At 72.2% G+C, this 19515-nt stretch carries 13 protein-coding genes and 1 pseudogene; 3 read left to right on the top strand and 11 right to left on the bottom strand.

All coding sequences use genetic code 11. The features are described 5' to 3' along the window. Positions 1 to 20 precede the first annotated feature (20 nt). Positions 21 to 308: a 30S ribosomal protein S15 gene (gene rpsO, locus ACYUED_RS32190; protein WP_030945091.1), complete on the bottom strand. Its 288-nt coding sequence runs from the start codon at positions 306 to 308 to the stop codon at positions 21 to 23. 294 nt (positions 309 to 602) lie between these two features. Between rpsO and ACYUED_RS32185 the strand changes: the two genes are divergently transcribed. Further along, positions 603 to 899, top strand: a complete 297-nt coding sequence (locus tag ACYUED_RS32185; RefSeq protein ID WP_491287802.1) for a DUF397 domain-containing protein — start codon at positions 603 to 605, stop codon at positions 897 to 899. A 62-nt stretch (positions 900 to 961) separates the two neighbouring features. On the opposite strand, the gene ACYUED_RS32180 is transcribed toward ACYUED_RS32185, so the two are convergent. Continuing rightward, the gene (locus ACYUED_RS32180; protein WP_491287800.1) at positions 962 to 2479 is read right to left on the bottom strand and encodes an outer membrane protein assembly factor BamB family protein; all 1518 of its coding nucleotides are present in this window, start codon (positions 2477 to 2479) and stop codon (positions 962 to 964) included. Positions 2480 to 2938: 459 nt separating this feature from the next. Between ACYUED_RS32180 and ACYUED_RS32175 the strand changes: the two are divergent. Next, positions 2939 to 3019: pseudogene (locus ACYUED_RS32175) on the top strand (SCO5717 family growth-regulating ATPase); the annotation flags it as partial. Positions 3020 to 3529: 510 nt separating this feature from the next. Next, positions 3530 to 6919 carry a nucleotide-binding protein gene (locus tag ACYUED_RS32170; protein WP_491294530.1) on the top strand — a complete coding sequence of 1130 codons (3390 nt, stop codon included), beginning with the start codon at positions 3530 to 3532 and terminating at the stop codon, positions 6917 to 6919. Positions 6920 to 7024: 105 nt separating this feature from the next. On the opposite strand, the gene ACYUED_RS32165 is transcribed toward ACYUED_RS32170, so the two are convergent. The 9 genes from ACYUED_RS32165 to rimP all read right to left on the bottom strand — a co-directional run bounded on the left by ACYUED_RS32165 (position 7025) and on the right by rimP (position 19352). Then, complete coding sequence (locus ACYUED_RS32165; RefSeq protein ID WP_491287796.1) at positions 7025 to 7972, bottom strand: bifunctional riboflavin kinase/FAD synthetase; 948 nt, start codon at positions 7970 to 7972, stop codon at positions 7025 to 7027. 126 nt (positions 7973 to 8098) lie between these two features. Further along, on the bottom strand, positions 8099 to 12049 hold the full coding sequence (locus ACYUED_RS32160; protein ID WP_491287794.1) for a trypsin-like peptidase domain-containing protein: 3951 nt from the start codon (positions 12047 to 12049) through the stop codon (positions 8099 to 8101). Positions 12050 to 12341: 292 nt separating this feature from the next. Continuing rightward, complete coding sequence (gene truB, locus ACYUED_RS32155; RefSeq protein WP_491287792.1) at positions 12342 to 13247, bottom strand: tRNA pseudouridine(55) synthase TruB; 906 nt, start codon at positions 13245 to 13247, stop codon at positions 12342 to 12344. Then, positions 13244 to 13690, bottom strand: coding sequence for a 30S ribosome-binding factor RbfA (rbfA, locus tag ACYUED_RS32150; RefSeq protein WP_266522312.1), 447 nt, complete (start codon positions 13688 to 13690; stop codon positions 13244 to 13246). Before rbfA ends, truB begins: the two co-directional genes overlap by 4 nt. A gap of 32 nt (positions 13691 to 13722) precedes the next feature. Then, complete coding sequence (locus ACYUED_RS32145; RefSeq protein ID WP_020122665.1) at positions 13723 to 14016, bottom strand: DUF503 domain-containing protein; 294 nt, start codon at positions 14014 to 14016, stop codon at positions 13723 to 13725. Between the two features lie 145 nt (positions 14017 to 14161). Further along, positions 14162 to 17326: a translation initiation factor IF-2 gene (gene infB, locus ACYUED_RS32140; protein ID WP_491287787.1), complete on the bottom strand. Its 3165-nt coding sequence runs from the start codon at positions 17324 to 17326 to the stop codon at positions 14162 to 14164. Positions 17327 to 17473: 147 nt separating this feature from the next. Further along, positions 17474 to 17752, bottom strand: a complete 279-nt coding sequence (locus ACYUED_RS32135; RefSeq protein WP_491287785.1) for a YlxR family protein — start codon at positions 17750 to 17752, stop codon at positions 17474 to 17476. Positions 17753 to 17853: 101 nt separating this feature from the next. Next, on the bottom strand, positions 17854 to 18852 hold the full coding sequence (gene nusA / locus ACYUED_RS32130) for a transcription termination factor NusA (RefSeq protein WP_266522303.1): 999 nt from the start codon (positions 18850 to 18852) through the stop codon (positions 17854 to 17856). A gap of 2 nt (positions 18853 to 18854) precedes the next feature. Beyond that, positions 18855 to 19352, bottom strand: coding sequence for a ribosome maturation factor RimP (gene rimP / locus ACYUED_RS32125; protein WP_491287782.1), 498 nt, complete (start codon positions 19350 to 19352; stop codon positions 18855 to 18857). Positions 19353 to 19515 lie beyond the last annotated feature (163 nt).

Genomic DNA, 19515 nt, shown 5'->3' with positions numbered 1-19515 from the left:
ACCGCTCCCCTCACGGCGTCTTACTTGGCGCCCGCCGCACCGCGGCGGATGCCCAGGCGGTCGACCAGCGCACGGAAGCGCTGGATGTCCTTCTTCGCCAGGTACTGCAGCAGGCGACGGCGCTGACCGACCAGGATCAGCAGACCACGGCGGGAGTGGTGGTCGTGCTTGTGCGTCTTGAGGTGCTCGGTCAGGTCCGAGATCCGGCGCGAGAGCATGGCGACCTGGACCTCGGGAGAGCCGGTGTCGCCCTCCTTCTGGCCGAACTCGGTGATGATCTGCTTCTTCGTAGCGGCGTCGAGCGACACGCGTACTCCTCGTAGTCTGTGTGGCCACCGAGTGCCCCCGGTCTTTGTCTCGGGGGTGCTTCCGTTACTCGGGAGGCGGGGATCCGCTGGGCGCGGCCTCCAGGGCCGGCAGGTGAACCTGCGGGGCTCCGGGGGTGCGTACACAAACGGCCGTCAGCCAGGGTACCAGGCAGCCAGGGCGCCTTTGGCCGGGTGTGGGAAGCCGGAGGTCGGCGCGGGGGCGGCCACTAGTGTGAGCGCACAGATCGTTTGCGTACGCCGGGAACGCGTACGTGGGGAAGGGGTCGCTGGGGCATGGCGGAGACGGAAGAGCAGATCAAGGCGCGCAAGGAGCGGGAGCGGGACGAGCTGTACGCGCTCGACATCTCCGGCGTTCAGTGGCAGAGCGCGCCCGGTACCGAGGAGCAGGAGGAGCGGGTCGAGATCGCCTACCTGCCCGCCGGGGCCGTGGCCATGCGCTCGTCGCTCGACCCGGACACCGTGCTGCGGTACACGGAGGCCGAGTGGCGGGCCTTCGTCCTCGGGGCGCGGGACGGCGAGTTCGACCTCGAGCCGGCGCCGCACAACGAGGGCCGGTCGGCAGACACGTAGAGGCGTCACTCGACGGGGTGGCGGGGCCGCCCCGTCGTTGACGCACGAGACCGCGGCGGCGTCTACTTCGCGGCGAGGGTCTCGATTCCGAGGACGAGATACACCCACCGGGGCTGCCCCTTGGCAGGGCCGTCGACCTTCTTGACGCCGAAGAAGATGCGGCCGTCCTGGACGACGATGTCGTTGTACTCCGTCATCGTCATCAGGTCGGCCTCCTCCGGCAGGTCGAAGTAGAGGTACGGGGTCTCGGTGCCCCTCTGCGGGTCCAGGCTGACGAGTCCCGAGGGCATGATGTGCTGGTCGGTCACGCGTACGGCGAGAAGCTTGTCGCCGCTCATCCGCACCGGGTAGAGGAGCGAGCCGGGGCCGGAGTCGAACTTCTTGGTGGTGTTCCCGGTCGCCAGGTCGAAACCGATGATCCAGTTGGAGTTGATCAGCTCGCCCGAGTCCTTGCTGCGCAGGAAGACCTGGCCGTCGCCGACGGCGATGGTCGGGCAGTCCTCGGTGTTGAGGTAGTCGTCGTACGAGCACTCGCCCACGTAGGTGCCGCTCTGCAGGCGGATCACGGCGCGGGTCCTGCCCCCGGCTCCGAGGGAGAGCATCTCGGAGATGCCGATCTCGCCGGCCTGGACGGCCAGGACGGGCGGGTCGGCGGACGGGATGTTGAGGTCACGGACGCCCTGCGCGGCGGTGTAGGTCCACAGGACCCTGCCCGTCCTTGGGTCCACCTTGCGCGCCTTGTAGGTGGTGGCGTCCGTCGAGCCGAGAGGGGCGTCGTCGTGCCAGCACTGCTGGCGGATCAGCAGCGCGCCTCCGCCCGCGGCGCCCATGTCCTGGCAGGAACCCGTCGACGTCGTACGCCACAGCCGCCTGCCCGTGTCCATGCTGTACGCGTCGGTGCCGCCGCCCCAGGTCACGACGACCGTGCCGTGCGTCAGCGTCACGCTCGGGGTGTCCTGGTCGTCGCCGCCCGTCGCGAGGCCCTCGGCGTCCCCCGACTTGGAGTAGGGGAAGTCGGTGCCCCAGACCTCGCGGCCGTCGTCGAGGTCGAAGAAGGCGACGTGGTTGCAGTAGGCGCCGCCCCGGTCGTTCGCCCGGTAGAGGACGGCGGTGCGGTGGTCGCCGGTCACATGGCGCGTGTAGCCGCAGACCGGGCCGTCGAGGGGGAGCTTCCACTTCTCGTCGCCCGGGGAGGCGTCGGAGCCGATGGGCAGGCCGATCACGGTCTTGTTGATGCCCTTGGCGAGGATCTTGTCCGTGGCCCACATGCCGGGCAGTTCGTAGTGCTCGCCCGGGCTCAGGTCGTCCACGGAGAAACGGAAGGCCATTTTTCCCGTGGTGCTCGCGGGCCTCTTCTCGACGGTCTCCCGGACGTCGAGCCGGCCGTCTCCGGTGGCGGCCCGCTTGTTCGACGTCTTCGCTCCGCCACCGCCCCACAGGAGCCAACCGCCCGTGCCCAGCGCCGCGACGAGCACGACCGCGAGCAGTCCCAGCCATCCCTTCCGGCGGCGCTTCTTCTCGTGCGTCTCCGCGTTGACGGCGGACTGGGTGTATATGGAAGGGGGCGGGCCGAAGCTCACGCTGGGGTCCTTTTTCTGTGAAGTGGTCACCGAAGCGCCCCTACTATGCCGGGCGGCGTGATCACTCGCGCGACCGGGTGAGGTCGGGCACCGTCAGGGACCTTGCGGGGTACGGCAGTTCGGGGCCGTGTCGGTTCGGGGCTCCGCGACCACTTCTCTTCACGTTCTGCGCAGCGAGTTCACAATTATCGCCCGGTTTGTTCACCAATACGTAGGCTGTGTAGGCCACTTCTGGGCTGGTTGTGACGTAGTGGTCAGGCGCTCAGGAGTGGACGGGCCTGCCGGGGTGAGGCTTCTGGTGATTAGGCTGGGGTGAGGGCGCGTCGCCAGACCCGTGGACCGGGTGGCGGCGCTCAGGGGGAAAGCCGGTGGAATCGGACGACCTCGGAACGACACAGGACGACAAGCAATGGTCGCCCCTGCACGGCATGAGGGTGCTCGACCACACCAGGAGGAATTGTGAGCAGCGATCGGGACGGGATCCGCGGGGGCTGGGCCACACCCGGCGATGACCAGCCCGACGCGGAGTCCGCCAGCGAGATGACGGGCGAGTTCACCATCGACTACGCACCGCCCGCCTGGTACACGCAGAACGCGTCGGAGGGCGCGGGTGGCGGTGGCGGCGGTGCGGGGGGCGGACCTGGGGCCGGTGAGCCGGGTACCGGCACATCCGGTGCGGCTGGATCCGGTGCCACTGCGTCCGGAGCGGGCGGTGCGCCTGGGGCCACCGGCGCCGCCGCGGGCCGTCCCGGGGCTGCTCCGGGGGCTCCCTCTGCCGCCGGGTCTCCCTCCGATTTCTCGATCTCCTCGCTGCCGGGGCTGACTCCGCCGGCTCATTCCATGCCGAAGCCTCCGTCGTCCGGCGGCCCGGCCTCCACTCCGGCGCCTGCTCCGGGGCCTCCCTTCACGCCGCCTCCGCCGGCTCCCGGGGCTCCCTTCACGCCCCCTGCTGCGGCGCCCGCGCCGGGGGCTCCCTATACACCGCCGCAGGCTCCCACGGCGGGTGCGCCGTACCCGCCGCCCGGACCGCCGAGCAGTGGTCCGGGGGCGATGCCCAAGCTTCCGGTGGGGAGCGGGTTCGAGCCTCAGCCGACCGGCAACGCGTCGTCGCCCACCGCCGTACCGAACATTCCTGCCGGTGGGTTCCAGGCGCAGTGGGGAGCTCCGGCTGCGCCGGTCGAGCCGCCGGTGGTTCCTCCGGCAGCTCCGTCGGCTTCCGTTTCCGGGGAGGGGTCCGGCGAGGAGTCCGGGAACGGCGATCTGGAGAGCGGCGCCACCATGCGGTTCTCCTCCGTCGCTCTGAAGCGGGAGATCGCGGAGCGCGCCGCCGCGGCCGCTGCCGAGCCTCCGGTGGAGCCGACAGGCGAGGACGACGGAGAGAACGCAGAAGGCACCGAGAGCACCGAGAGCACTGACGGCACCGAGAGCGCGGCTCCCGACGAGACTGGCGGATCCGTCGACGACGGCGGCGCGGACGAGGGTGCGGAGACCGCCGTCGCAGCGGAGACCTCGGGCGGTGACGTCGAGGTGGCGGACACGTCCGCGGACGTGGAGAGCGATGCTGCGGACGAGGTCGTCGACGCCGACGAGAGGGAGGAGCCCGACTCGGCCGACGCGGTCGGGGAGTCCGACTCCACCGACGCCGTCGAACTCGGGGGCTCCTCCAGCTCCTTGGAAGCCGGCGACAACTCCTTCGAGGAGGCGCAGCCTTCGGAGATCGAGCCTGAGGACGCCGGTCCGGACGAGGCGGACGCGGTCGACGCCGAGGCGGATGCGGTGGCCGAGCCCGAGGAGGCAGCGCCGCATGGCACCGAGCTTTCGGATGCGGTGACTGAGGACGCGTTGGGCGAGGACCCGGTGACCGAGGACGCGGTGGTCGAGGACACGGTGGTCGAGGACACGGCGCGTGAGGAAGCCGAGCCCTCCGACGCCAAGGCCGCCGCCGTCGTACCCGTGGACGCGGTGCCTGAGGGCGGTGAGTCCCAGGACGCCGTTCCGAGCGCGGCCGACGCTCCGCAGAGCGCGCCGCAGGCCGCGCCGCCCGCATGGGCTCCCCCGCCGGCACCGCAGGGCGGACTCCCGCCGTTGCCGCCGTCGTACCGGCCCGCGGCCCCCGCAGCGGCGGCCCAGTGGCCGGCACAACCGCAGCAGCCTCAGCAGCAGGACCCGGCGGCGCCTGCGCAGCCGCAGCCCTCGGCCGCTCAGGGAGGGCCGCCCCGGCCGCCCCTGTCGCCGCAACAGCCGCACTTCCAGCCGCAGGCCCCGCAACCCGCCCCCGCGGCCTGGAACCAGCCGAACCCGGCGCCGGCCCCCGCCCCCAACCCGCAGGGCGGCTACGGCTTCCCCCAGCCCGGCGGCACCCCGGCCCCCGCGCCGAACGCCCCCGACGGCTACGGCTTCCCGCCCCCCGGCACGCCCGCACCGACCACCCCGCCTGCCCCCAACCCGCAGGCGCAGCCGGGCGGTTACGGCTTCCCGCAGCCGCCCAGCCCGCAGGCACAGGCGCAGCCGGGCATGCCGCCGCAGGCCCAGGCGCAGCCCGGCGTGCCCCCACAGGGACAGCCTTACCCCGGCTTCCCTCCGCAGGGACAGCCCCAGCCCAACGCGCAAGCACCCCAGCCCGGCGGCACCCCGGCCCCCGCACCGAACGCCCCCGACGGCTACGGCTTCCCGTACCCCGGCGCACCCGCACCGACCACCCCGCCTGCCCCCAACCCGCAAGCCCAGCCCGGCGGCTACGGCTTCCCGTACCCCGGAGCCCCGGCCCAGGGGCAACCCCAGCCCACCTCACCCGCCCCCAACGCTCCGAGCGGCTACGGCTTCCCGCCCCCCGGCGCACCGGCCCCGGGCACCCCGCACGCCCAGCCTGCCCCCAACCCCCCTGCCCAGCCCGGCGGTTACGGCTTCCCCCACCCCGGAGCCCCCGCGCAGGGACAGCCCCAGCCCAACGCGCAAGCCCCGCACGCCCCTCACCCCCCGCAGGGTCTCGCCGAGCAGCCGCCGCAGCCGCCGCAGGCACCGCAGCCCGTCGATCCCCGTGCCGGTGTCGCCTGGCCGCAGCCCATTCAGCACGATCAGCGGCAGATGACCAACCCCGGTGCCGCGCCGCTGGGTTACACCGCCGCCGTGGAGCTGTCCTCCGACCGGCTGATCAGCAAGAAGCAGAAGGCGAAGAGCGGGCGGCCGGCGGCGGCGCCGAGCCGGTTCAAGATCGGCGGGAAGAAGGAGGAGGCCGAGCGGCAGCGGAAGCTCGAACTGATCCGGACGCCCGTGCTGTCCTGCTACCGGATCGCGGTCATCAGCCTCAAGGGCGGCGTCGGCAAGACGACCACGACCACCGCCCTCGGTTCCACGCTCGCCACCGAGCGGCAGGACAAGATCCTCGCGATCGACGCCAACCCGGACGCCGGTACGCTCGGCCGCCGCGTGCGCCGCGAGACCGGGGCCACCATCCGTGACCTCGTCCAGGCGATCCCGTACCTCAACTCGTACATGGACATCCGGCGGTTCACCTCCCAGGCCCCGTCCGGCCTGGAGATCATCGCCAACGACGTCGACCCGGCCGTCTCCACGACCTTCAACGACGAGGACTACCGGCGGGCCATCGACGTGCTGGGCAAGCAGTACCCGGTCATCCTGACCGACTCCGGTACCGGTCTGCTCTACAGCGCCATGCGCGGTGTGCTCGACCTCGCCGACCAGCTCATCATCATCTCGACGCCGTCGGTGGACGGTGCGAGCAGTGCCAGTACGACGCTGGACTGGCTGTCCGCGCACGGGTACGCCGACCTCGTCTCACGGTCCATCACCGTCATCTCCGGTGTGCGCGAGACCGGCAAGATGATCAAGGTGGAGGACATCGTCGGCCACTTCGAGACGCGCTGCCGCGGTGTCGTGGTCGTGCCGTTCGACGAGCATCTGGCCGCCGGTGCCGAGGTCGACCTCGACATGATGCGGCCGAAGGTGCGGGAGTCGTACTTCAACCTCGCGGCGATGGTCGCCGAGGACTTCGTACGGCACCAGCAGATGCACGGCCTGTGGACGAGTGACGGCAACCCGCCGCCGGTCGCCGCCCCGCCGATGCCGGGCCGGCAGTACGCTCCGGGCCAGCCGGTGCCAGGCCAGCCGATGCCAGGGCAGCCGATGCCGGGACAGCAGGTCCCCGGTCAGCCGCCGGTTCCGGGGCAGCCGGGCCCGTACCCGCAGGCTCCCCAGCCGCCCCAGCCCGCCCAGCCGTACGCCCCCGGTCAGCCCTATCCCCAGCCGGGTCAGCCGCCCGCGCAGCCCGGACAGGCGTATCCGCAAGCCCAGCCCGGCCAGCCCTATCCGCAGCAGCCGGGTCAGCCGTACCCGCAGCACCCCGGACAGCCCGGTTACGGCTACCCGCAGCCCCCGCAGCAGCCGGACGGGCAGGCCCCTCCCCCGCCGCCCCAGCAGTAGCGGTGAACGCCGAAGGGCGGCCGGAGCCTCACGGCTCCGGCCGCCCTTCGGCGTCGTAGGAACGGCTGTGTCGCAGGAACAGCAACAGCCCTGTCGCGGGAACGGCTATTCGGCGGCCGCCACCAGCTCCCGGCAACGCTTCACGTCCTCGGCCATCTGCTCCAGCAGGGCCTCCAGGGACTCGAACTTCGCCTGGCCGCGCACGAAGGCCAGGAAGTCCACGGCCACGTGCAGGCCGTACAGGTCCAGGCCCACGCGGTCGATGGCGTACGCCTCCACGGTGCGCTCGGTGCCGTCGAACTGCGGGTTCGTGCCGACGGAGATCGCCGCCGGCATCACCTCGCCCTGGGCGTGCAGCCAGCCGGCGTACACGCCGTCGGCCGGGATCGCGGTGTGCGGGAGGGTCTCGACGTTGGCCGTGGGGAAGCCCATTTCACGGCCGCGCTGAGCTCCTCGCACCACCACGCCCTCCACCCGGTGCGGGCGGCCCAGGATCTCGCCGGCGCCCTCGACGTCGCCCTCGGCGACCAGGCGCCGGGTCAAGGTCGAGGAGAAGGGCTCGCCGCCGCCCGCCGCACCGGTCACGTACAGGTCCACGACCTCGACCTCGAAGTCGTAGACCTTGCCCTGGTCGACGAGGAACTCGACGTTCCCCGCGGCCTTGTGGCCGAAGCGGAAGTTCGGGCCCTCGACGACCGCCTTGGCGTGCAGCTTGTCGACCAGGACCTTGACGACGAAGTCGGCCGGCGAGAGCTTCGAGAACTCGGTGGTGAAGGGGAGGATCAGCAGCGCGTCCACGCCCAGGTCGGTCATCAGCTCGGCGCGGCGGTGGTGCGGGGCGAGCAGCGGCGGGTGGCTGCCGGGGCGCACGACCTCGCTGGGGTGCGGGTCGAAGGTGACGACCACGGAGGGAACGCCCAGCTCGCGGGCGCGGTCCACGGCATGCCGGATGATCAGCTGGTGCCCGCGGTGGACGCCGTCGTAGGACCCGATGGTGACGACGCTGCGCCCCCAGTCCTCGGGGATGTCCTCCAAGCCACGCCAGCGCTGCACTGTGACCGCTCCTCGAACCCGTGTCCGTGTCTACCGACCTCTTACGCAGGTCTAAGGGTGCCATGCCGGGCGCTGACCGCCCTCATCGGCATGGAGGCTGTGACCCGACGCACGCGGGAGCACAGCTCAGACGGGCGCTCGTACGCCGGACAGGTTCTCGATCATGCGGCGGGTGCTGGGTCCCACCACCGCCGCCCAGGCCTGCGGTGTGTCGGTCAGCCAGCCGGCCATGCGGGCGGCGAAGCCGGGGACCTGCCGGCCCAGGTCGACCAGAGCGCGGTCGAACCGGGCCGCGCCGTCGGGGGTGCGGACGAGGAGCAGGCCGGTGCGGTGCACGAGGTCGCGTACGTCGTCGCCGCCGCACCGGCCTGCCGCCTGCAGCAGGGCGTCCAGGACGGCGGGGGCCTGTTCGTGGGCCAGCAGGAAGTCGAGGAGTTCGCGGCGCTGCAGGCGGGAGGCGGGGATGCCGGGAGCGGCGAGTACGGTCGCGAGCGCGGCCCGGACCTCTTCCGGACCGCCGTCCAGAAGGCCGGTGACCAGGGGGAAGAGCACGGCCCTGGCCGACGGCCCCTGACCGAGGCGCCGGTCGACGTACCCGGCCACGTCGACGGCGGTCTCCGGGCGCCGCTCCACGGCCTCGTGCACGAGGGCGGCGACCCGTCGGGCGAGTGAGGGCGTGGTGACGTCGGCGAGCGTGCGCAGCGCCTGACCGGCGTCCGGACTGCGCAGCCGGTCGCGGAAGGCGTCCAGGACCGGCTCCGGGTGCGTGGCGAGGGCGGGGACCAGTGCGCCTGGCGGGAAGTGCGGGTCGCCGGCCGCGAAGTGCCGCAGCGCCTGGGGGAGATGGCGGGCACGCGTGCGTGGGTCCCGCACGAGGAGGGCGAGCGCGCCGCCGTGCAGGGAGCTGTCGGCGGGGCGGGCGAGCAGGGCGAGGGCCGCGTAGCGCAGCAGTTCACGGTCGGCCTCGGTGCGGACGTGGGGCGTGGCACGCAGGCCGTACGCCACCGCCGCCACCCGCCGCGCGGGCCGCTCGTCGTGCGCCCACCGGTCGACGGCCCGGCAGACCGCCGACGGCTCGTCCTCGGCCAGCACGGCGAGCAACTCGTCCGCCCTGCGGTGCGCACACTCGACGAGCACCTCGGTCAGGTCGTCCAGGGCGAGGCGCCGATGGGTGTGCAACAGCGCCTGCGCCGCCTTCGCGACGGTCGCGTGCGGGGTCGCGGGCAGCGGCCGGTCGTCGTCGAACCAGCGTGTGAGAAGGGGCTGTACGGCGGTGGCGTCTGCGGCGAGAAGGCCGCTCGCGGCGTCCAGGAAACGAGGGGCGGTGTCCTGCGGTCCGTCGGCGAGGAGGAGGACGCGGAGCAGTTCGAAGCACTCGGTCCGCGGGATCGCCAGGGCGGTCCAGAAGCCGGGCGCGAAGGCATCCGCGACAGCGGGGGCGGGGACGGGGACAGCACCGTCATCGCCGACTGTCTCCCGGGAGTCCGCGCGGCCCTGCCCCCGGGCATCCGGGCGCTCCTGTCCCCATTCCAGGCGGTCCCGTCCCTGCGGATCCGGCCACCCCTGCTCCCGCGGATCCAGGCAGCCCTGTCCCCACGCGTCCGGGCGGCCCTGCCCCCGGGCATCCGGGCGCTCCTGTCCCCATGGATCCGGCCCTTCCTGTCCCCACGGATCCGTGCGCTCCTGCCCCCACGGATCCAGCCCATCCTGTCCCCACGGATCCGTGCGCTCCTGCCCCCACGGATCCAGCAGCTCCTGCCCGCGCGCGTCCGGACGTCCCTGCCCCCGCGCGTCCGGGCGGCCCTGCCCGCGTGCCGCCGCGAGCCGGTCGGCGAGCTGCCGTAGGACCGTCAGGTACGGCGTGGCGTCCGGTACGCGCAGCAGGGTTTCGGTGAGCAGGCGGGAGGCCCACCAGGAGTGCGGGTCCCTCTCCGGAGCGTGCGCCAACTCCTTCAGCCGGGCGGCTAGTTGGGGGGCTCCTTGTTGCCGGGCGACCAGCAGCAGCGCCTGGACGACCGGGCCGATGCGATGGTGCGGGACGGAGAACGGGCGGGCGGCGTCCGGGGTGCGGTGACGGTGGACCAGGACGCGCAGGGCCTCGTCGAGGTCGAGGTGCATGCCCTGGATCCAGTCGGCGAGCTCCTCGTGGGCGAAGCGGTAGCCGGTGCCGGCGGGGATGAGGAGGCCTTCCGTGAGGACGGCGGACGCCCAGCCGCTGCCGCCGCCGAGCCGCGCGGGAGCCTGGCCCCACGGGAACACCGCCTCGAACGTCTCCCGGTCCAGCTCGCCCTGCCCGGGGCCGAGGCTGCGGCGGGCGGCCTCGTGGACCTGGCCTGAGACCTTGGCGGCCAGGCGGCGTACGGCCGTGCCGCGCAGGCCGTTCTCGGCCGCCAGCCTGACGGCGATGCGCAGGCACATCAGGTCCAGGTAGGCCGAGAAGACGTCGTCGCGGTCCACGCGTGCGTGCGGGGCGTCCTGGAGGGCGGCGCGCACCTCGGAGAGGAAGCGGAGGGTGAGGGGGTGGCGGGTGTCGGGGTCGGTGAGGGTGCCTTCGGGGATGCGGTAGCGTGCGCGGGCCTTTCGGGCCTCGTCGTCCTGCAGGTCGCCGAGGCGGACGCAGGCCCCGCGGCGGAGCCGCTGATCGCTACGGCCGCCCCCGCCGCCCCTGCCTGTCCCCTCCCCCGGGCCACGCCCCCGGACCCCCGCCTCGGGCCGAACGGCCTCGTCCTCAGACGGACGTGCCGAAACCATCGACCCGCCGAACAGCAACTCCGCGGGAAACTCCGCTCCCGCCCCCTCCCAGTACTCCTCCCGGCACGCCACCACCAACCGCGCCCCCGTCTCCCGCAGCCAAGTCGCCGTCCCCTGCGTCCACTTCCGCAGGCGGTGCGCGAGGACCGCCGGCATCTCCTCGGGGCCGTCCAGGAGGAGCAGCAGGGGACGGTCCGCCGCGAACGCCGCCTGGGCCAGGCGCTCCGGTGTGATGTCGCCGAGGTCCGCGACAGTCGTCGTCGCGGACGCGGTGACGATGCGGGCGGCGCGGGTCAGTGCCCGGCGGGCCGCGTCCGCGATCGAGGTGTCGTCGTCCTCCAGGTCGGCGCCGCGCAACCACAACGTGGGGGCGGGTTCGGGGCCCCGGTTGCGTCGGGCGGCGAGGGACGCCAGTTCTGTCGTACGGCCGCTGCCCGGTGCTCCGACAAGGCCGAGGACTTTGGCCCGGCTCTGCGCGAAGGCGGTGAACTCCCGTGCTGTCGCGGCCCGTTCGACCGGCTCGACCGAAGCGTCGGCCCGGCCGACGTAACCCGCCAGTGTCCCCGGCGGGCCGTCCTGCCCCACGGACGTCGCCGTCAGCTCCAGTACGCCGGCCAGGTTGAGGTCGGGTCCGTAACCGGGCACCGTCGCCGCGTTCCGGGCGAGCAGGTCGGCGAGCGGGCCGCTCCTGGCGGGGAGGAGCGGGACAGCGAATCCGGCGTCGCGCCGGCCGGAGTGGAGCGCGGTGCCGAGGACGCCGACGACAGCGCCGGTCCCGGCGTCCAGCACCGGTCCCCCGGCCGCCCCGCCGCCCAGCCGCAGCGCGTCCCGGCCGGCCGTGCCGATCGCCAACTCCAGTGCGTCGTCCAGGAGATGGAAGCAGTCCGTCGCCGCGTACGTCACGGAGACGGCACCGAGCACCCGCGCCTCACGCCAGCATCCGGCGGCGATCCGCACATAGGTGCCCGTCTCGACCCGGTCCCGCACCGTGACCGGCAGCGGGTCCACGCCGAGGCCCTCGGTGCGGACAAGGGCCAGGTCCAGGGCCGGCAGCGGGGTCACCGCCTCTGCCGTCACGAGGCAGGTGCGGTCACCGGCGGCGTGCAGCACGAGCCTGGGCAGTCCGTCGACAGCCTCGTGGCTGGTGATGACGGTGCCGTGATGGTCGGCCACGAAGCCGGTGCCACGGGGGCGGCCGGCAAGGTCGTGAATGCGGACCAGGGCGTCGTCACGGGCTGGCGGCTGGTCCACGTCACCGGAATGTCCGGTCCGCGCACCATCCCCCTGCCGGTGTCCGCCCCCGGTCCGCGGGTCCCCTCCCGCCATGGCCGAACCTCCCCGCCGTACACCTGTGCCCTCACTTCGACGTTAGGCGCGCGGTGATCAGCGGGACAGATCGCGTGGCGAACGCGCCCCCTTCCGCTCCCTCGGTTCACTCCGAGCGCCTGCCCGCACGGGTGAACAGACGGGGGTCGGTGGATACACCCTAGGGGTGGGGGAACCGAGGGGGACCGTGGAGCGGCGGTGCAACCCCGTGATCGCCGCTCCACGGGCGGCAGCCTCGGTGTCCCTGCCCCTGGTTCCTCGTCCGCCGTCCGCCGTCCGCCGTCTCCGAGCCTCAGCCGAAGACGGCCAGGCTCTTCGCCTTGCCCTTCTGCTCCTCGACGAGCACCAGGAAGCGCCCCTCGGGATCGAAGACGGCGACGGGCCCGCGCGACGCGTACTCCTCGGGCATCTCGACGCGTACGCCGTTGGTGAGCAGCCGGGCCCGCTTCTCGTCCACGTCCCAGCGCGGGAACGCGGCCGCGGCCGCCTCGGCGATCGGCAGCACGGTCAGCTCCTCCTGCAGCTGGTCCAGCGTCCGGGCCGAGTCCAGCCTGTACGGGCCGACGCGGGTGCGGCGCAGGGCGGTGAGGTGTCCGCCCACGCCCAGGCCGGCGCCCAGATCGCGGGCCAGGGCCCGGATGTAGGTGCCGGAGGAGCAGACGACGGACACCACCAGGTCCAGCACCGGGGTGCCGTCCTCGGCGACGGCGTCGCGCACGTCGTACACCGCGAAGGACGAGACGGTGACCGGCCGGGCGGGGATCTCGAACTCCTCGCCCTCGCGCGCCCGCTTGTACGAGCGCACACCGTCGATCTTGATGGCGCTCACCTTCGACGGCACCTGCATGATGTCCCCGGACAGTTCGGCGATCCCGGCGTCGACTGACTCCCGGGTGACCTTCGAGGCGTCCAGCGACCTCGTGATCTCGCCCTCGGCGTCGTCCGTGACCGTCGTCTGCCCGAGGCGGATCGTGCCCAGGTACTCCTTCTCGGTCAGCGCGAGGTGACCGAGCAGCTTGGTGGCCTTCTCGACGCCCAGGACGAGCACGCCCGTCGCCATCGGGTCGAGGGTGCCGGCGTGCCCGACGCGGCGGGTGCGCGCGATCCCGCGCATCTTGGCGACCACGTCGTGCGAAGTGAAGCCCGACGGCTTGTCGACGATGACAAGCCCGTCGGGCGTCCGGTTCTTCTGGGTCATTCGGCGGTGTCGTCCTCGTCTTCACCCGGCTTCTTGTACGGGTCGGCCTCACCGGCGTACGTGGCGCCCGCCGAGACCTCGCGCACCTGCTGGTCGGACTGGCGCGCCTTGTCGAGGAGGTCCTCGATGGTCTTCGCGGTGTCCGGCAGGGCGTCCGCAACGAACGCCAGTGTCGGCGTGAACTTCACGCCCGCCGCCGCACCGACCGCGGAGCGGAGCACGCCCTTGGCGCTCTCCAGGCCGGCGGCCGCGGCCGCCCGCTCCTCGTCGTCCCCGTACACCGTGTAGAAGACGGTCGCCTCCCTCAGGTCACCGGTGACCCGGGTGTCCGTGATGGTGACGTGCGAGCCGAGCCGCGGGTCCTTGATCCCGCGCTGCAGCTTCTGGGCCACCACCTCTCGGATGAGGTCCGCCAGCCTTTTGGCACGCGCGTTGTCGGCCACTGGTCCGTCTCCTTAAGTGCTTACTTCTTGCTTCAGTCTTCGTCGCTGTGGAGCCTGCGTCGAACCGAGAGCAGTTCCACCTCGGGCCGCCCGGCGACCAGCCGCTCGCAGCGGTCCAGTACGTCGGTGAGGTGTCCCGTGTCCCCGGAGACCACCGCCAGCCCGATCTCGGCCCTGCGGTGGAGGTTCTGATTGCCCGTCTCCGCCGCGCTCACCGCGTACTTGCGCTGGAGCTCGGCCACGATCGGACGGACGAGAGAGCGTTTCTCCTTGAGCGAGTGGACGTCGCCGAGGAGCAGGTCGAAGGACAGAGTCCCCACATACATGTGTATCCGGATGTCCCGCCGGTTCGGGGTACGGGCGCCACGCTTCGACGCCGATACGGGAACCGTACACGCAACGGCCGGGGCCGATCGACGGAAATTCCCTGAGGGAACTGCCCCGCCGACCGGCCCCGATCGCGTGCTGGGATCAGACGCGCGGCTTTTCGCGCATCTCGTACGTCGCGATGACGTCGTCGACCTTGATGTCGTTGAAGTTGCCGAGGTTGATACCGCCCTCGAACCCTTCGCGGATCTCGGTGACGTCGTCCTTGAAGCGACGCAGACCGGAGATGTTGAGGCTCTCCGCGATGACCTTGCCGTCGCGGACGAGGCGCGCCTTGGTGTTGCGCTTGACCTCTCCCGAGCGGACCAGGACACCGGCGATGTTGCCCAGCTTGGACGACTTGAAGACCTCGCGGATCTCCGCCGTGCCGAGCTCGACCTCCTCGTACTCCGGCTTGAGCATGCCCTTGAGGGCCGCCTCGATCTCCTCGATGGCCTGGTAGATCACCGAGTAGTACCGGACGTCGACGCCCTCGCGCTCCGCCATCTGCGCCGCGCGGCCCGCAGCGCGGACGTTGAAGCCGATGACGATGGCGTCGGAGCCGGTCGCCAGGTCGATGTCCGACTCGGTGACCGCACCCACACCGCGGTGCAGGACGCGGATGTCGACCTCTTCGCCGACGTCGAGCTGGAGCAGCGAGGACTCGAGAGCCTCCACCGAACCGGACGCGTCGCCCTTGATGATGAGGTTGAGTTCCTGCACCAGACCGGCCTTGAGGGCCTCGTCCAGGTTCTCCAGGGAGAACCGGACACCCCGGCGGGCGAAGTTGGCGTTGCGCTCACGCGCCGCGCGCTTCTCGGCGATCTGACGGGCCGTGCGGTCCTCGTCGACAACCAGGAAGTTGTCGCCGGCGCCCGGGACGTTGGTGAGACCCAGGACCAGGACGGGAGTCGACGGAGTCGCTTCCTCGACGTTGTTGCCGTTGTCGTCGAGCATCGCCCGGACACGGCCGTACGCGTCGCCGACAACCATCGTGTCGCCGATGCGCAGCGTGCCGCGCTGAACCAGGACCGTCGAGACGGCACCGCGGCCGCGGTCGAGGTGGGACTCGATCGCAATACCCTGCGCGTCCTGCTCCGGGTTGGCCCGCAGGTCGAGCGAGGCGTCCGCGGTGAGGACCACGGCCTCCAGAAGGGCATCGATGTTGAGGCCCTGCTTGGCGGAGATGTCGACGAACATCGTGTCGCCGCCGTACTCCTCGGCCACCAGACCGAACTCGGTGAGCTGACCGCGCACCTTCGTCGGGTCGGCGCCTTCGACGTCGATCTTGTTGACCGCGACCACGATCGGCACGTCGGCCGCCTTGGCGTGGTTCAGCGCCTCGATCGTCTGGGGCATCACACCGTCGTTGGCCGCCACCACGAGGATCGCGATGTCGGTCGACTTGGCACCACGGGCACGCATGGCGGTGAACGCCTCGTGACCCGGGGTGTCGATGAAGGTGATGCGACGCTCTTCTTCGTTGACCTCGGTCGTGACCTGGTACGCACCGATGTGCTGCGTGATACCGCCGGCCTCGCCCGCGACGACGTTCGTCTTGCGGATGGTGTCGAGAAGGCGGGTCTTACCGTGGTCGACGTGACCCATGACGGTCACGACCGGCGGACGCGCGACGAGGAACTCCTCGCCACCCTCGTCCTCGCCGAACTCGATGTCGAAGGACTCGAGCAGCTCGCGGTCCTCCTCCTCGGGGCTGACGATCTCGAGGACGAAGTTCATCTCGTCCGCGAGGAGCTTCAGCGTCTCGTCGGAGACGGACTGCGTGGCAGTGACCATCTCGCCGAGGTTCATCATCACGCCGACGAGCGACGCCGGGTTGGCGCCGATCTTCTCGGCGAAGTCGGTGAGGGACGCACCGCGCGACAGGCGGACGGACTGTCCGTTGCCGCGAGGCAGCATCACGCCGCCGACCGACGGGGCCTGCATGGCCTCGTACTCCTGGCGCCTCTGCCGCTTCGACTTGCGACCACGACGCGCGGGACCGCCGGGACGGCCGAAGGCGCCCTGCGTGCCACCACGGCCACCCGGACCACCGGGACGGCCGCCGAAGCCGGGACGGCCACCGCCGCCACCACCGGGACCGCCGGGACGACCGGCGAAACCGCCGCCACCGCCACCGGGACCACCGGGACGACCGGCGAAACCGCCGCCACCGCCACCGGGACCACCGGGACGACCGGCGAAACCGCCGCCACCGCCACCGGGACGACCGCCGCCACCGCCACCGGGACGACCGCCACCGCCGGGACCGCGGCCGCCGGGGCCACCGCCACCGGGACGCGGGCCGGCAGCCGGACGCTGGGGCATCATGCCGGGGTTCGGCCGGTTACCGCCGGGGCCGCCGCCGGGACGGGGGCCGCCGCCCTGCGGACGGGGCATGCCGCCGGGAGTCGGACGCGAGCCGCCCGGAGCCTGCGGACGGGGACCGCCCGAGGCGCCCTGGGGACGCGGACCGCCCTGGCCCTGCGGACGCGGAGCACCGCCGGGGGCACCCGGACCGCCCTGGCCGCCGGGACGCGGGGCACCGCCGGGACGGGGCGCCGAGGGGCGCGCCATGCCGGTGGAACCACCAGAGGTGAACGGGTTGTTGCCCGGACGGGGACCGGCCGGACGGGCACCGGGACGCGGAGCGCCGCCACCCTGACGCGGACCGGCGGGGCGGTCGCCACGGTCGCCACGGTCACCGCGGTCGCCGCGGTCACTGCGGCCCTGGCCACCCTGGCCGGGACGTTCCGGACGGGCGCCCGGACGCGGAGCCTGGCCGGCGGGACGCGGAGCGCCCGGACGGGGGGCCGTGCCGGAGCCGGAGCCCGAGGAGGCGGCCGGAGCGGCGGGAGCCGCCGGGGGTGCCGTGAACTCGGGCGTCGTCGGAGCCGGGGACGCCGGGGCGGGCCGCGGCGCGGGCTTCGGGCCCGGGGTGGGACGGGGGCCGGGAGCGGCCGGCGCGGCGGGAGCCGCGGGCCTCTCGGCGGCGGCCGGCTTGGGGGCCGGCGGGCGCGGGGCGGCCGGACGGGCGGCCTGCGCGGGAGAGGGGGCTGCCGGACGAGCCGGGGCAGCCTTGCGTGCGGGGGCGGACTTGCCGCCTCCGTTGCCCTGCTGGAGGGCGTCCGTCAGTTTGCGGACAACGGGCGCTTCGATGGTCGAAGACGCCGAACGGACGAATTCACCGAGTTCTTGGAGCTTGGCCATGACGACCTTGCTCTCAACCCCGAACTCCTTGGCGAGTTCGTATACCCGGACCTTAGCCACTTCGCTCCTTTTAGGTCCGGGTTGCGTCCGGACCGTCGCTACTTCATGGGCGTACTCATCGCGTGCTCATCGAGTGCTCATCGCAATCTCGACCTACTTCCAACTCGCGGGGTACCAGGGCCGCACGGGGGTTCCGTACGACGCTTCTTACGGTGTTGCCTGCTCGACATAGAGGCGCAACGCCTTTGTGTCGAGCGCTCCCGGGGCGCGCAACGCCCGCGTGAACGCCCGGCGGCGTACCGCCAGGTCGAGACAGACCTGGGCGGGGTGCACATACGAACCCCGGCCGGGCAGCGTACCGCGATGATCGGGGACACATTCACCCTCGACCGCCACGATGCGCAGCAGATCCTTCTTGGCCGCTCGCTGCCTGCACCCCACACAGGTGCGCTCAGGGCATGCGCGGGCGCGCGTCCGGCCAGACACTCCTAAGTCTACCTCCCCCTGACGACCTCACCCCTTTGGGGCAAGAATCGAACAGTTCCGCGCATACAACTGTCGTGATCTAAGCCATCCGCGGCTTGGATCTATTCCCCGCGCTGGTCCTCGGGCTGCTCGGTGTCCGGGCGGATGTCGATCCGCCAGCCGGTCAGCCGGGCCGCGAGGCGGGCGTTCTGCCCTTCCTTGCCGATCGCCAGGGACAGCTGGTAGTCCGGCACCGTCACGCGCGCGGATCGGGCGGCGAGGTCGACGACCTCCACCTTGGAGACCCGGGCCGGGGAGAGCGCGTTCGCGACCATCTCCGCCGGGTCGTCCGACCAGTCGACGATGTCGATCTTCTCGCCGCTCAGTTCGCCCATGACATTGCGCACCCGTCCGCCCATGGGGCCGATGCACGCGCCCTTGGCGTTCAGCCCGGACCGGGTGGACCGGACGGCGATCTTGGTGCGGTGGCCGGCCTCGCGGGCGATCGCGGCGATCTCCACGGACCCGTCGGCGATCTCCGGCACCTCCAGGGCGAAGAGCTTCTTCACCAGATTGGGGTGCGTGCGCGACAGGGTGACGGACGGGCCGCGGACGCCCTTCGCCACTCGTACGACGTACGACCGCAGCCGCATCCCGTGCGGATAGGTCTCGCCCGGCACCTGCTCCTGCACCGGCAGGATGGCCTCGAGCTTGCCGATGTCCACGAGCACGTTCTTCGGGTCGCGGCCCTGCTGGACCACTCCGGTGACGATGTCGCCCTCGCGGCCGGCGTACTCGCCGAGCGTCGCGTCGTCCTCGGCGTCGCGCAGCCGCTGCAGGATGACCTGCTTGGCGGTGGTCGCGGCGATACGGCCGAAGCCGGACGGGGTGTCGTCGAACTCGCGGGCCTCCTGGCCCTCTTCGAGGTCCTCGGGGTCCTCCTTCGCCCACACCGTCACGTGGCCGGTTTCCCGGTTGAGCTCCACGCGCGCGTGGCGGCGGCTTCCCTCGGTGCGGTGGTAGGCGATGAGGAGGGCCGACTCGATCGCCTCGACCAGCAGGGGGAAGGAGATCTCCTTCTCCCGAACCAAGCCCCGCAGGGCACTCATGTCGATGTCCACGGCTACGCCTCCTCTTCCTTCTTGTCCTTGCGGTTGAACTCGACCTGCACACGCGCCCTTTCGATGTCCTCGAAGGCGAGTCTGCGGCTGGTGGCCTTGCGGCCCTTGACTCCGGGCACTTCGAGGTCGAGGCCTTCGTCGTCGACCTTCAGGATCCTGGCGACCAGCTCGTCGCCGTCGGTCAGCTGGAACCTGACCAGCCGCTCCAGGGCGCGCAGGTAGTGCCGGTGCTCCTTGAGGAGACGCTCCGCGCCCGGGGTTCCGACCTCGAGGGTGTACTCACCGCCGCCCATCGCGTCGCTCTCGTCGAGCTTCGCCGAGAGCGCGCGGCTCACATCGGCGATCTGGTCGAGGTCGGCACCTGTGTCGGAGTCGACGACGACGCGCAGCACCCGCTTGCGTCCTACGGAGTCCACTGCGATCTCTTCGAGATCCAGCCCCTCTGAGCTGACGAGCGGTTCCAGAAGCTCTCGCAGCCTCTCGCTCTGGGTGGTGCTCATCCGGGTGACTCCTCGGCCGCGTGTGCTGTTGTGGGAAGGTCGCGTGTCTGGTCAAAGGGTATCCGGTCGCAGAGCGTGTTGCCGCCCACGTGTGTCTCCGGCGGGGCCGGGCGCCTCTTGGGCAGTCGAGGCGGTGACGTGCGTCGGGGGGATGCGCGGGTAC

It is taken from the genome of Streptomyces sp. DF42 (genome assembly GCF_058267695.1).
Note: the sequence above shows the minus strand (reverse complement) of the source record. Positions and strands in the feature narration are given on the sequence as shown.

Coding starts and splice junctions, on each gene's coding strand:
- ACYUED_RS32160 (WP_491287794.1), bottom strand. CDS start 12,049: ATGGCGGGAGGGGACCCGCGGACCGGGGGCGGACACCGGCAGGGGGAT.
- ACYUED_RS32145 (WP_020122665.1), bottom strand. CDS start 14,016: ATGTATGTGGGGACTCTGTCCTTCGACCTGCTCCTCGGCGACGTCCAC.
- truB (WP_491287792.1), bottom strand. CDS start 13,247: ATGACCCAGAAGAACCGGACGCCCGACGGGCTTGTCATCGTCGACAAG.
- ACYUED_RS32170 (WP_491294530.1), top strand. CDS start 3,530: ATGCCCAAGCTTCCGGTGGGGAGCGGGTTCGAGCCTCAGCCGACCGGC.
- ACYUED_RS32185 (WP_491287802.1), top strand. CDS start 603: ATGGCGGAGACGGAAGAGCAGATCAAGGCGCGCAAGGAGCGGGAGCGG.
- rimP (WP_491287782.1), bottom strand. CDS start 19,352: ATGAGCACCACCCAGAGCGAGAGGCTGCGAGAGCTTCTGGAACCGCTC.